The organism is Streptomyces chartreusis NRRL 3882, assembly GCF_900236475.1.
Taxonomy (GTDB): domain Bacteria; phylum Actinomycetota; class Actinomycetes; order Streptomycetales; family Streptomycetaceae; genus Streptomyces; species Streptomyces chartreusis_D.
On record NZ_LT963352.1, the window covers coordinates 3,310,527 to 3,323,231 of the forward strand.

The following is a 12,705-nucleotide window of genomic DNA, read 5'->3' on the forward strand; positions in this document are numbered from 1 at the left end:
CCGGCGCGATGGAAGAGCTCGTCATCCGGGACGCGGACGTCGTGGACGGCTCCGGCGAACCCTCCTACCGGGCCGATGTCGTGGTCGACGGCGGCCGGATCGTGGGCATCGTCAAGGAGGCCGCCGCGGCCGGCTGCCAGCGGCCGAAGGCGCGCCGGGAGCTGGACGCCGAGGGCCTCGTCCTCGCCCCCGGCTTCGTCGACATGCACGCCCACAGCGACCTGGCCCTGCTGCGGGACCCCGACCACAGCGCCAAGGCCGCGCAGGGCGTCACGCTGGAGGTCATCGGCCAGGACGGGCTGTCGTACGCGCCGGTCGACGACCGCACGCTCGGCGAGGTGCGCCGGGCGATCGCCGGGTGGAACGGCTCCGGCGACGACATCCACTTCGACTGGCGGACGGTGGGCGAGTACCTGGACCGCCTCGATGGCGGCATCGCCGTGAACGCGGCCTACCTCGTCCCGCAGGGCACGGTCCGCGCGCTCGCCGTCGGCTGGGAGGACCGGGAGGCCACCCCGCGGGAGCTGGACCGGATGCGGCAGTTGGTCGCCGAGGGCATGGAGCAGGGCGCCGTCGGCATGTCGTCGGGGCTGACGTACACGCCCGGCATGTACGCGAAGGACGCCGAACTGACCGAGCTGTGCCGGGTGGTGGCGTCCTACGGCGGCTACTACTGCCCGCACCACCGCTCCTACGGCGCGGGCGCCCTGGAGGCGTACCGGGAGATGGTCGCGCTGACCCGGGAGGCGGGCTGCTCCCTGCATCTCGCCCACGCCACCATGAACTTCGGCGTGAACAAGGGCCGCGCGCCCGAGCTGCTGGCCCTGCTGGACGAGGCGCTGGCGGCCGGGGCGGACATCAGCCTCGACACGTACCCCTACACACCGGGCTGTACGACGCTCGCGGCCGTGCTGCCGAGCTGGGCGAGCGAGGGCGGCCCCGAGCAGGTCCTCAGGCGGCTGGCGGACGAGGAGACGGCCGGGCGGATCCGCCACGACCTGGAGGTCACCGGCTCGGACGGCTGCCACGGTGTGCCCATCGAGTGGGACACGATCGAGATCTCCGGCGTGGGCGATCCGGCCCTGGCCGATTTCGTCGGCCTAACGGTCCAGGAGTCGGCGGACGCGCGGGGCGAGGCCCCCTGGGTGACCGCGCGCGGGCTGCTGCTGGCCGACCGGCTGGCGCCGACGATCCTCCAGCACGTCGGCCACGAGGAGAACGTCCGGGCGATCATGCGCCACCGGGTGCACACGGGCGGCTCGGACGGCATCCTCCAGGGCGCCAAGCCGCACCCGCGCGCCTACGGCACGTTCCCGCACTACCTCGGCCACTACGTGCGGGAGTTGGGGGTGCTGTCGCTGGAGGAGTGCGTCGCGCACCTCACCTCGCGCCCGGCGGCCCGGCTCCGGCTGCCGGACCGGGGCCTGGTGCGCGAGGGGTACGTCGCCGACCTGGTGCTCTTCGACCCGGCGACGGTCGCGGCGGGGTCGAGCTTCGCCGAGCCGCGCGTGCTCCCGACGGGCATCCCGTACGTGCTGGTCGGCGGGCGGTTCGTGATCGAGGACGGGCGCCGCACCGACGCCCTGGCGGGCCGGGCGGTCCGCAGGACTCCCGCGTGACCGCCCGACCCGGGGACCTGCCCTGGCCTTACGGCCTGGGCAGGGTGCAGCCGCTCGCGCTCAGGTCGAGCTTGTTGTCGATGCCGAAGCAGGCCGGGATCTGATAGGTCTCCTGGCCGTAGTTGATGCCCTTGCGGACCGTCACGTTGCCGCTCGCGTCGACCTCACAGGGGTTGTTCACCGTGCAGCGCTCGCCGTCCTCGTTGCCGGTGTTGTTGATGGCGACGACCTTGCCGGTGGCCTGGTCGACGACGGGCGAGCCGGACGTGCCGCCGATGGTGTTGCAGGCGGAGGTGTAACGGACCGAGTCCTTCCAGGTCCAGTCGCCCTCCTTCAGGCGGTGCGCGAACCCGTCGATGTCGCAGCTGTAGATCCGCTTCCAGTAGCCGGAGGGGATGCTGATGGCGGTGCCGGCGACCGGGTGCGTGTCGTTCAGCGTCAGCGGGCTGATGCCGTACGAGCTCTTGATCTGCGCGTAGCTGGTGGTGAGCTGGTAGAACGCGACGTCCGTGTCGGTCATCGTGCCGTACGCGAGCTTGGCGGCGCGCAGGGTCGCGACGCGCGAGCCGGAGGCGTTGAGCAGGCCGAAGGTGCGGCTGGAGGCCTTGTCGACGAGCACCTCGCCGGGTGCGGGGAAGCCGCTGTCCAGGCAGTGGCCGTTGGTCATCACCAGCGCCGGGTCGTCGGCCTCGGAGTCCGGCATGCGGACGACGGAGCCGGAGCAGTTGCTGAGCGCGACCGTGCCGGCGAAGTTCACGCCCTTGGGCGCCGGGTTGGTGATCCCGGACACGGTCTCCGCTGCGGACGTGACCACGTCCGAGACGGCGGACGTGACCGCGCCCGTGTCCGCGACCTTGCCGACGCCCGTGGGGGCGGCCTCGGCAGCGGTCGCGGGAGCCGCGCCGGCCCCGGCTATCGCCAGGGCGCAGAACGCGGCTGCGAGAGGTTTTCTCATGGGGGGTCCCCTCTTGCGACGGAGGCGGCCGGAAATCTTCCGGCCGCCCGCACTGTTGTCATGCGCATTGTGATCGTCGCAAGGCGGGTGGGGCAAGGACTTGTTCCGCGACCGGAACCCGTCCGTCCGGTCTGACCCTACTCAACGGCCCTGGCGGGTCGGCTACTTGGGGCCCTTGGTGCCGCCGGGGCCGTGTCCGGGCTTTTCACCGGATCTGCCCGGGGCCGAGGTGCCGGCGGCGGGAGCGGAGGTCGTCGGGGTACCGGCCGTGGGACTGCCGGCCGAGGGACTCGCGGGGTCCGGCCCGGACTCGGACGGGGTGGGGCTCGCCGCGGTGGACGGGCTCCCGGACGCGGCGCCGGACGGCTCGTCACGATCCGTCGGCCCGCCGACGAACGGGGCCTGAGAGGTCGATGCCCGACCGCCGCCGGTGGACGGCGCCGAGGGCGACTCCCCCGCCGTCGGGCCCGTCCGGCCACCCCCGCCCGGGCGCGAACCGCCCTCGCGCGCCCCGCCGGAGGGCGCGTCCGAGAAGCCGAGACCGGCGATCAGCGCGGCCGCCGACACGGCGCCCACGACTCCGGCGGCGACCGCCACGCGGCGGGCACGCCACGGCGCTCGTCTGCGGCGGGAGCGGCGGCCCGCACCGGAACGGCCGTGCGCCGGTACCGCCGGCAGCTCGCGCGTGTCACCCGCACCGCCCGGACCGTGCGGGTCGTCGTGGGCGCCCCGGAGGTCCCGGGTGTCCCGGAGGTCCCGGGCGTCCGTGGGGTCGTACACGTCCTGCCATCCGTGTGCCGCCGCCGGATCCGCGTACGCGTCATAGGCCGGTGGCGGGTCGGCCTGCGGCAGGTACACGTTCGGCGGCCCCTGGGGGCCGCCGTTCGTCGCTCCGTCGGCGTACTCGGATGGCCTGGACATGGCGGCGCATTCTAGGCATCGATGGTGCTGGTGGGACAGCGCGCGGCGATATCCGCCCAAACCGACGCGTCTCACGTGGCGGAAAACACGACCCGTGACGCATTACCGCCCCGTAAGCTCCCAGACATGCAGGTGATCCAGTCGACCAAGCTCGCCAACGTCTGTTACGAGATCCGGGGCCCGGTGCTCGAGGAGGCGATGCGGCTGGAAGCCGCCGGTCACCGCATCCTCAAGCTGAACACGGGCAACCCGGCGGCGTTCGGCTTCGAGTGCCCGCCCGAGATCCTGGAGGACATCCTCCGGAACGTGTCCTCGGCGCACGGGTACGGAGACGCCAAGGGGCTGCTGGCGGCCCGCCGCGCGGTCGTGATGCACAACCAGACACTCGGCATCGAGACGGACGTCGAGCACGTCTTCATCGGCAACGGCGTCTCCGAGCTGATCGTGATGGCGATGCAGGGCCTGCTGGACGACGGGGACGAGGTGCTCGTGCCCGCCCCGGACTATCCGCTGTGGACCGCCGCCGTCTCCCTGTCCGGCGGCACCGCCGTGCACTACCGGTGCGACGAGCAGTCCGACTGGATGCCGGACCTGGCCGACGTCGAGCGCAAGGTCACCGACCGCACCAAGGCGCTCGTGATCATCAACCCCAACAACCCGACCGGGGCCGTCTACGACGAGGCGATGATCAAGGGGCTCACCGACATCGCCCGCCGCCACAACCTGCTGGTCTGCTCGGACGAGATCTACGACAAGATCCTCTACGACGGCGCCACGCACACCCCGACCGCCGCCGTCGCCCCCGACCTGCTGACCCTCACCTTCAACGGCATGTCGAAGGCGTACCGGGTGGCCGGCTACCGGGTCGGCTGGATGTCCATCTCCGGACCCCGCGCGCACGCCGACTCCTACATCGAGGGCCTGACGATCCTGGCGAACATGCGGCTGTGCGCGAACATGCCGGGACAGCACGGCGTCGTCGCGGCGCTCAGCGGACGCCAGACGATCAACGACCTGGTACTGCCGGGCGGCCGGCTGCGCGAGCAGCGGGACGTCGCCTACGAGCTGCTGACCCAGATCCCGGGCGTGACCTGCGTGAAGCCGAAGGGGGCGCTGTATCTCTTCCCGCGCCTCGACCCCAAGGTCTTCAAGATCAAGGACGACCGGCGGATGGTCCTGGACCTGCTCCGCCGCGAGAAGATCATGGTCGTCCAGGGCACCGGCTTCAACTGGCCGGAGCCGGACCACTTCCGGGTGGTGACCCTGCCGACGGTCGGGGACCTGCGGGACGCCGTGGGCCGGATCGGGCATTTCCTGGACGGCTACAGCCAGGCCTGACCGGCGACACCTCGCTCACCGTACGTGTGCATCCAGTCCGGTTTTGCGAACAACTCAACTTTAGACGAAATCTAAGCTAGGATGGGTTCCTGTAAGCACTCAGGAGGCCCTCCCATGTACGAACCGATCCGCGCCAAGTCGGTCCACAGCACGGTGGACGGCCCCAACCCCGACTTTCCCCACCGTTCCCGCGAGGAAGAGCTGGACATCCAGCTCGCGGGTCATCTCGCCGCCCTGCTCGCCGTCACGGACGAGCTGCGGGCGACGGAGACCTCGACCGACCTGGACACCGCGGCGGAGCGGCTCGCGGAGCAGGTGGGCCGGCTGCGGGGAGGGCGTACGCCGGTCCGCGCGCCGATGAGCGGCATCCGGCGGGAGCGCGGCGCGGCAGCCCTGCACCGGAGGGCGCACGCCCTGGCGGGCCGCGCGCTGGTCGTCGCCGCCTCCCGCGCCGACACGGCGGCAGCCATCCTGTCCGCCGAGCGGATGGACGCGCACGCCGCGGCCCTGGAGCCGCGCGAACTCGCCTCCCGCTGAGCCCCGGAGGGGCTCCCCCAGACGGCCCCGGTCCGCGCGCACCCGCAGCGACGCGCGGACCGGGTGCCATGCACTGCGCCGGCTTGAGCCGGTTATCGCCGCTGTGCTTCTTGGCTGTGGGTTAGTGCGGGTCGTGCGTGGCTGGTCGCGCAGTTCCCCGCGCCCCTGAGGACGTGCCCGCCCAGGGCGTTTGAGTGCCTCAGCGCCTCACGTACACCTCCGCCGAGGCCGTTGAGCTCTCGTGCAGGTCGTCGCCCGGCCAGCTGACCGTGTAGGTCACCTCGCGGCGGGTGCGCGGCACGTCGTTGATCGTGAACGTGCCGTCGGCGGCGACGGTCACCGACGACAGCGTGCCCGTGCCGAGCCGGTCCTCGCGTACGACCTCGAGCACGGCCCGCTCGGGCAGCGCCCTGCCCTGGGCGGTGAACGTGCCGGTGATCTCGATGCCGCCCGACATGCTCGCCTCCTCGGGGGCGGTGAGCGCGATCGACGTGGGCGCCTTGCCGACCGTCACGGTGTGGGTGACGTCGGTGGCCGGACGGTGGGTCAGATCACCGAGGTACGACACCGTGTACGTGGCCTCGCCGACCAGGCCGGGCTCGTCGAGGACGGTGAAGGTGCCGTCCGCCTTGACGGTGGCGGTGCCGAGGTCGTGGGTGCCGTCGGCGTCGGTGCGGGTCGCCCTGACCTTCAGCGGCTCGGCGGGCGCGGGCCCGTCCTGCTCCAGCCTGCCGCGCACGGCCAGCGGCTCGCCCGCCACGGCCCGGGCGGGGCTGTGGGTGAGACCGCCGGTGAAGCGGGTCTCGTACTGGACGGCGGGTGGCTTGATGATGTGCAGCCAGTACTGCCCGCCGGCCGCGTTGGTGGTGACCGCGAACAGCCGGGAGCCGTCCGACGACCACTCCATGCCGCGCGGTACGACCCGGTCGCCGTCGAGGCTGCCCTCGAAGACGAACTCCAGCGGGGTGGTGGAGTCGTCCGGGTCGGCCGGCTGCACCAGCAGGTCGGGGACGGCACCGGTGGCGGCGGCTCCGCGCGCGATGTACCCGCCGTCGCCGCTGAAGGCGACCGCGCTGGCGGTGGCACCGTCGGGCAGGGCCTGGTAGCCGGTGACCGCGTCCGACAGGTCGCCGGTGTTCAGCAGCCGGGTGCCGGCGGTGGCGTCGGCGACGGCGACCTTGCTGCCGTCGGCGGACAGCGCCAGGTCCTTGAGGTTCAGGGCACCGTTGCCGGCGCCGTCGGCGAAGCGGCGGGCGGCGCCCCGGACCAGGGCGCCGTTGCCCGTGTCGTACACGGCGAGGAAGGGGTTGGCCGCCTTGGCGTTGAGCGGCTGGCCCATGAGCATGCGGTCCCCGGCGCCGGCCTCCAGCAGCAGATCGCCGTAGTCGTTCCAGCCGGTGCGCGTGTGCACGCCGCGCACGATCCCGTCGAGCTGGGTCTCGGCGGTGGCGCACTGGGAGGTCGAGGCGGCGTTCGGTGTCGTGAAGTAGAGCTGGCCGCCGGACTGGGCGAGCTCCCGGCCGCACGCGTCGGTGTTTGCGGCGGAGACGGTGGTGCGCTGGAACGTGGTGGTGTCGTAGGCCTCGATACGGTCGCGCAGGCCCGCGTACAGCGTGCTGCCGTCGGCGCTGACCGCGAGGCCGGAGACGTGGGCCTGGTTGGTGGTGAGGGTCGTGAGGCGCTCGCCCTCGAAGGTGTAGACGGCGATGGTGCCGGAGTTGAGGTAGTAGCCGACGTTGCTGTCCGCCACGAAGACACGCTGGTGGACGTTGTCGACGGCCAGTGCCGAGTACGAAGAGATCGGCAGTTTGGCCACGGCGTCGGAGGCCGCCGCGTGTGCCGCGGGCGCGGCGGCGACGGTGAGTCCGGTCCCCGCGAGCATCGCGGCGGACAGCGTGGCCGCGAGCCGTCTGGAACGATGTGCAGTATTCAACTGTGCCCCCCACAGGCTGTCTTGCGGGCCTCACCGGGACGGGTGAGGCACCTGCAGAGAGCATGAAACAGGCGTGAAGATCCTGTGAGCAAGGGGGCACGACGGGAACGCCGGAGGCAGGGGCCCGCACGCCGTTGTGCGAACCCCTGCCCCATGTGGTGCTGTCACCGCGGCCGGCCGTGACGATGTTGCTGGTCAGGGCACGATCGGAGCCGGCCGCGGCGTCGGTGGAGGGCTTCTCAGCCCAGGCGCTGCACCAGCGCGCGGTACTCGTCCCACAGCTCCTTGGGCGTGTGGTCACCGAAGGTGTTGAGGTGCTCGGGGACCAGGGCGGCCTCCTCGCGCCAGACCTCCTTGTCGACCGTGAGCAGGAACTCCAGGTCGGAGTCGGCCAGTTCCAGGCCGTCGGTGTCGAGGGCGCCCTTGGTCGGCAGGATGCCGATCGGCGTCTCGACGCCCTCCGCCTTGCCCTCCAGGCGCTCCACGATCCACTTCAGGACACGGGAGTTCTCACCGAAGCCGGGCCAGACGAACTTGCCGTCGTCGTCCTTGCGGAACCAGTTGACGTAGTAGATCTTCGGCAGCTTGGACTGGTCCTTGCCCTTGGCCACGTCGATCCAGTGGGCCATGTAGTCGCCCATGTTGTAGCCGCAGAACGGCAGCATCGCGAACGGGTCGCGGCGCAGTTCGCCGACCTTGCCCTCGGCGGCGGCGGTCTTCTCGGAGGCCACGTTGGCGCCGAGGAAGACGCCGTGGTTCCAGTCGAAGGACTCCGTCACCAGCGGGACGGCGGTGGCGCGGCGGCCGCCGAAGAGGATCGCCGAGATCGGCACGCCCTTCGGGTCCTCCCACTCCGGCGCGATGATCGGGCACTGGGCGGCGGGGACGGTGAAACGGGCGTTCGGGTGCGCGGCCGGCGTCTGGGACTCGGGCGTCCAGTCGTTGCCCTTCCAGTCCGTGAGGTGGGCGGGCGGCTCCTCGGTCATGCCCTCCCACCACACGTCGCCGTCGTCCGTCAGCGCGACGTTGGTGAAGACCGCGTTGCCCCACAGCGTCTTCATCGCGTTGGCGTTGGTGTGCTCGCCGGTGCCGGGCGCGACACCGAAGAAGCCCGCCTCGGGGTTGATGGCGTACAGCCGGCCGTCCTCGCCGAAGCGCATCCAGGCGATGTCGTCGCCGATGGTCTCGACCGTCCAGCCGGGGATGGTCGGCTCCAGCATGGCGAGGTTGGTCTTGCCGCAGGCGCTCGGGAAGGCCGCCGCCACGTACTTGGCCTCGCCGCGCGGCGGGGTGAGCTTCAGGACCAGCATGTGCTCGGCCAGCCAGCCCTCGTCACGCGCCATCACGGAGGCGATGCGCAGGGCGTAGCACTTCTTGCCCAGCAGGGCGTTGCCGCCGTAGCCGGAGCCGTAGGACCAGATCTCGCGGTCCTCGGGGAAGTGCGAGATGTACTTGGTCGTGTTGCAGGGCCAGGGGACGTCCTCCTGGCCGGGCTCCAGCGGGGCGCCCAGGGTGTGCACGGCCTTCACGAAGAAGCCGTCGGAGCCCAGTTCGTCGAGCACCGCCTGGCCCATGCGCGTCATCGTGCGCATGGAGACGGCGACGTACGCCGAGTCGGTGATCTCGACTCCGAGCGCGGACAGCGGCGAGCCGAGCGGGCCCATGCAGAAGGGCACGACGTACATGGTCCGGCCGCGCATCGAGCCGCGGAAGAGGCCGCCCTGGCCCCCGGAGCCCTGGAAGATCTCCCGCATCTCGGCGGGGGCCTTCCAGTGGTTGGTCGGGCCCGCGTCCGCCTCCTCCTCGGAGCAGATGAACGTCCGGTCCTCCACGCGGGCGACGTCGGTGGGGTCGGAGGCCGCGTAGTAGGAGTGGGGGCGCTTGATCGGGTCGAGTTTCCGGAAGGTGCCCTTCTGGACGAGCTCCTCGCACAGTCGCTCGTACTCGGCCTCGGATCCGTCACACCAGACCACGTTGTCCGGCTGGGTCAGCTCGGCGATCTCGTTCACCCACGAGATCAGGCCCTGATGGGTGGTGGGGACGGTGGGAGCCGCGATGTCGCGCGCCACGATTGCTCCTAAATGAGGGATTTTTTTGATGTGGAGGCCCCGTGGGGGCTGCGACCCGGATGCTTCACGGTGAAACTTGGCGCTCATCCGGTGCCGACCGCACTCATTTGATCATCCGATGCCTGCGCCCATCTGTCCAGAGGAGCGCACAGGTGAGCAACGTGAGGATCGCCACGGTTTCTCGCGCCCCTTTACAGACACGTTGGGTTCACCTGACCGACCGTTTGCGTAACCATCGTTCGGCCACGGTGAGAGGATGGCCACTCTTCATCGGCCAATCGACCGGACCCTTAGGTCACTTACGGTTCCGTAGCTACCATTCGGCCATGACTGCGTTCGCCCCCGACGCGCCTACGGACACGCCGGCCGACGGCCGTGGTCCGACGGCGCTCTCACTGCCGCACCCGGTGAAGCCCAAGCTGCGCGGCTGGCTGCACCTCGGTATGTTTCCGGCCGTCCTCGTCGCGGGCCTGGTACTGACCGCCCTCGCCGACTCGACCAGAGGGCGCGTCGCCTGCGGGATCTTCGCACTGACGGCGTGCCTGCTGTTCGGCGTGAGCGCCCTGTACCACCGGGGCGACTGGAGTCCCCGCATGGACGGCGTCCTGCGCCGCCTGGATCACGCCAACATCTTCCTGATCATCGCGGGCACCTACACACCGCTGACCATGCTGCTGCTGCCGGGCGCCAAGGGCCAGTGGCTGCTGTGGGGCATCTGGGCCGCGGCGGCGGCCGGCATCATATTCCGCGTCTTCTGGGTCGGCGCCCCGCGCTGGCTCTACACGCCGTGCTACATCGCGATGGGCTGGGCGGCCGTCTTCTACCTGCCGGACTTCATGCGGACCGGCGGCATCGCCGTCCTCGTCCTGGTCATCGTCGGCGGTGTGCTCTACAGCGCGGGCGGCGTGATCTACGGGATCAAGCGGCCCAACCCGTCACCGCGCTGGTTCGGCTTCCACGAGGTGTTCCACTCCTTCACCCTGGCGGCCTTCATCGCGCACTACGTGGGGATCTCGCTGGTGGCGTACCAGCACGGGTAGCTCCCCCTCACCCCAGCCTCGGCCACGGCTTGCGAGCCGTGGCCTTTTTGCGTGCCCACAGGGCCCGGATATTGACAGTACCTATCTTTTGAGAGCTACTCTCATTTCATGGCTGCTGTCATCACACCCGATCCGCGTCGCTGGTGGGCCCTGGGGGCCTTGGTCGCGAGCATGCTCACGCTCGGTTTCGACATGACGATCCTCAACGTCGCGCTGCCGACCATGGCCGAAGAGCTCGGCGCGACCACCGGCGAACAGCAGTGGATGGCCGACGCCTACGTCGTCGTCTTCGCCGCGCTGATGCTCCCCGCCGGGCTGCTCGGCGACCGCTTCGGACGGCGGTTGATGCTGGTCACCGGTCTCGGGGTCTTCCTCGCCGGCTCGGTCGCGGGCGCCCTGGCCCCGGACGTGACCTGGGTCGTCGCCGCCCGTGCCGTGATGGGTGTCGGAGGGGCACTGGTCATGCCGCTCGCCCTGTCCGTGCTGCCCTCGCTGTTCGGGCCGGAGGAGCGCAGCAAGGCCATCGGCGTCATGTCGGCCGCCTCCGCGCTCGGCATGCCGCTCGGCCCGATCCTGGGCGGCTGGCTGCTCGACCACTTCTGGTGGGGCTCGGTCTTCCTGGTCAACGTCCCGATGGTCGCCATCGGCATCACGGCCTGCCTCTTCCTGCTTCCGGAGACGCGGGACCCGGCCTCCCCCAAGGTCGACACCGTCGCCACGGCGCTCATCACGGCCGGCCTCGGCGCTCTCGTCTACGCCATCATCGAGGCGCCCACCCGGGGCTGGGGCGACCCGGTGGTGGCCGGGTTCCTCGCCGGTGCGGTGGTCCTGCTGGCCGGGCTCGTGCTGCGCGAGCGCCGGGCGCCGCGGCCCATGCTCGACATGGAGCTGCTCGGACACCGCGGCTTCCTCGTGAACGGGCTCACGGCGACCCTGGTCACCTTCGTCCTGGCGGGCCTGCTGTTCCTGCTGCCGCCCTACCTCCAGGCCGTCCTCGGCCACGACGCCCTCGGCACCGGGCTGCGGCTGCTTCCCATGATGGGCGGCCTGATGGTCGCCGCGCGCGGTGCCCAGCCGGTCGTCGCCCGGTTCGGCCCGCGCGCGGTGGTCAGCTGCGGCCTGGTGGTGCTGGCCTTCGCCGCGTTCCTCGGCAGCCGTACGACGGTCGACTCCGGCTACGGCTTCACCGCGCTGTGGCTGACCATCACCGGCATCGGCTTCGGCTTCGCCGTGGTCCCGGCCATGGACGGGGCGCTGGCCGCCCTGCCCGCGGACCGGGCGGGGAGCGGCTCCGGGCTCCTGATGACCCTGCGCCAGGTGGGCAGCGCGATCGGCATCGCCCTGCTCGGCAGCCTGCTCGCGAGCGCCTACCGGGACCGGCTCGACGTCACCGGCCTGCCCGCCCGGGCCGCCGACACCGCCGGGGAGTCCGTGGTCGCCGCGCACCTGGTCGCCGAGCGCACCGGCGCGCCCGGCCTCGCCGCCTCCGCGAACAGCGCCTACGTCCACGGCATGGGCGTCGTCCTGCTGGTGTGCGGCGTCGCGGCCCTGGTCGCAGCGCTGATCGCCGGGGCGTTCCTGCCCGGCGGCCGGACCGCCCCGGACGACGGTGACGGCACCCCGGCCATGGCCGAGCCCGACGCCGATGTCCGACAATGACGCTCATGACGGCCCCACGCACCACCCCCGCCGACCGGCCCCCACTGGGACTCCGCGAGCGCAAGAAGATCAAGACCCGCCAGGCGATCCGCGCCGCGACCTACGCGCTGATCGAGGAGCAGGGCTACGACGCCACGACGATCGAGCAGATCGCCGACCGGGCCGAGGTGTCGCCGTCGACCGTCTTCCGGTACTTCCCGACCAAGGAGGACATCGTCATCACCGACGAGTGGGACCCGGTGATGCTGGCGGAGTTGCGGGCCAGGCCCGAGACCGAGTCGTGGTCGGACGTCCTGCGGCATGTGATGCGCACGGCCCTCGACCTGAGCCTCGCCGAGGAACCCGAGGTGATCCGGTTGCGGACCCGGCTCGGGGTCGAGGTCCCCGCCGTCCGTGCCCGCATGATGGAGAGCATGGCGGCGACCGGCCGGCTGCTCCGCGAAGCCCTCGCCGAGCGCTTCGGACTGGACCCCGACGGCCTGGAGCTACGGGTCTTCGCCATGTCCGTGATGGGCGGGCTGATGGAGGTCTCCCACTACTGGGCCGAGACCGGCCACCGGGACGACATCCGGGAACTGGTCGACCGTGCGCTGGACGTCCTGGAACGCGGCCTGCCGACCGGAAAACCCTGAGG

The 12,705-nt window shown here is 71.4% G+C and carries 10 protein-coding genes; 6 read left to right on the forward strand and 4 right to left on the reverse strand.

Annotation, left to right across the window (positions count from 1 at the left end):
* Nucleotides 1-8: 8 nt before the first annotated feature.
* Nucleotides 9-1,619, forward strand: coding sequence for an N-acyl-D-amino-acid deacylase family protein (locus tag SCNRRL3882_RS14680; RefSeq protein ID WP_010045725.1), 1,611 nt, complete (start codon nucleotides 9-11; stop codon nucleotides 1,617-1,619).
* A 28-nt stretch (nucleotides 1,620-1,647) separates the two neighbouring features.
* Here SCNRRL3882_RS14680 and SCNRRL3882_RS14685 read toward each other — a convergent pair whose 3' ends face one another.
* Both SCNRRL3882_RS14685 and SCNRRL3882_RS14690 read right to left on the reverse strand, forming a co-directional pair.
* Nucleotides 1,648-2,574, reverse strand: coding sequence for a S1 family peptidase (locus SCNRRL3882_RS14685; protein ID WP_010045721.1), 927 nt, complete (start codon nucleotides 2,572-2,574; stop codon nucleotides 1,648-1,650).
* Between the two features lie 162 nt (nucleotides 2,575-2,736).
* Complete coding sequence (locus SCNRRL3882_RS14690; RefSeq protein WP_010045720.1) at nucleotides 2,737-3,495, reverse strand: hypothetical protein; 759 nt, start codon at nucleotides 3,493-3,495, stop codon at nucleotides 2,737-2,739.
* A gap of 126 nt (nucleotides 3,496-3,621) precedes the next feature.
* Between SCNRRL3882_RS14690 and SCNRRL3882_RS14695 the strand changes: the two genes are divergently transcribed.
* Entirely contained in the window at nucleotides 3,622-4,833 is a 1,212-nt protein-coding gene (locus SCNRRL3882_RS14695; protein ID WP_010045719.1) for a pyridoxal phosphate-dependent aminotransferase, read from the forward strand.
* A 114-nt stretch (nucleotides 4,834-4,947) separates the two neighbouring features.
* On the forward strand, nucleotides 4,948-5,370 hold the full coding sequence (locus tag SCNRRL3882_RS14700; RefSeq protein WP_010045718.1) for a hypothetical protein: 423 nt from the start codon (nucleotides 4,948-4,950) through the stop codon (nucleotides 5,368-5,370).
* Nucleotides 5,371-5,569: 199 nt separating this feature from the next.
* On the opposite strand, the gene SCNRRL3882_RS14705 is transcribed toward SCNRRL3882_RS14700, so the two are convergent.
* Both SCNRRL3882_RS14705 and SCNRRL3882_RS14710 read right to left on the reverse strand, forming a co-directional pair.
* Nucleotides 5,570-7,252 (reverse strand): Ig-like domain repeat protein, encoded by a 1,683-nt coding sequence (locus SCNRRL3882_RS14705; protein ID WP_010045717.1) that lies wholly within the window; start codon nucleotides 7,250-7,252, stop codon nucleotides 5,570-5,572.
* Between the two features lie 290 nt (nucleotides 7,253-7,542).
* Nucleotides 7,543-9,372 carry a phosphoenolpyruvate carboxykinase (GTP) gene (locus SCNRRL3882_RS14710; RefSeq protein ID WP_010045716.1) on the reverse strand — a complete coding sequence of 610 codons (1,830 nt, stop codon included), beginning with the start codon at nucleotides 9,370-9,372 and terminating at the stop codon, nucleotides 7,543-7,545.
* Between the two features lie 326 nt (nucleotides 9,373-9,698).
* Between SCNRRL3882_RS14710 and trhA the strand changes: the two genes are divergently transcribed.
* The 3 genes from trhA (at nucleotide 9,699) to SCNRRL3882_RS14725 (ending at nucleotide 12,703) form a co-directional block, all read left to right on the forward strand.
* Nucleotides 9,699-10,412, forward strand: a complete 714-nt coding sequence (trhA, locus tag SCNRRL3882_RS14715) for a PAQR family membrane homeostasis protein TrhA (RefSeq protein WP_010045713.1) — start codon at nucleotides 9,699-9,701, stop codon at nucleotides 10,410-10,412.
* Nucleotides 10,413-10,520: 108 nt separating this feature from the next.
* On the forward strand, nucleotides 10,521-12,071 hold the full coding sequence (locus SCNRRL3882_RS14720; RefSeq protein ID WP_029181575.1) for a DHA2 family efflux MFS transporter permease subunit: 1,551 nt from the start codon (nucleotides 10,521-10,523) through the stop codon (nucleotides 12,069-12,071).
* A complete protein-coding gene (locus SCNRRL3882_RS14725) occupies nucleotides 12,068-12,703 on the forward strand; it encodes a TetR/AcrR family transcriptional regulator (RefSeq protein ID WP_029181574.1) in 636 nt (211 codons plus the stop codon). Before SCNRRL3882_RS14720 ends, SCNRRL3882_RS14725 begins: the two co-directional genes overlap by 4 nt.
* The last annotated feature ends 2 nt before the right edge of the window (nucleotides 12,704-12,705 follow it).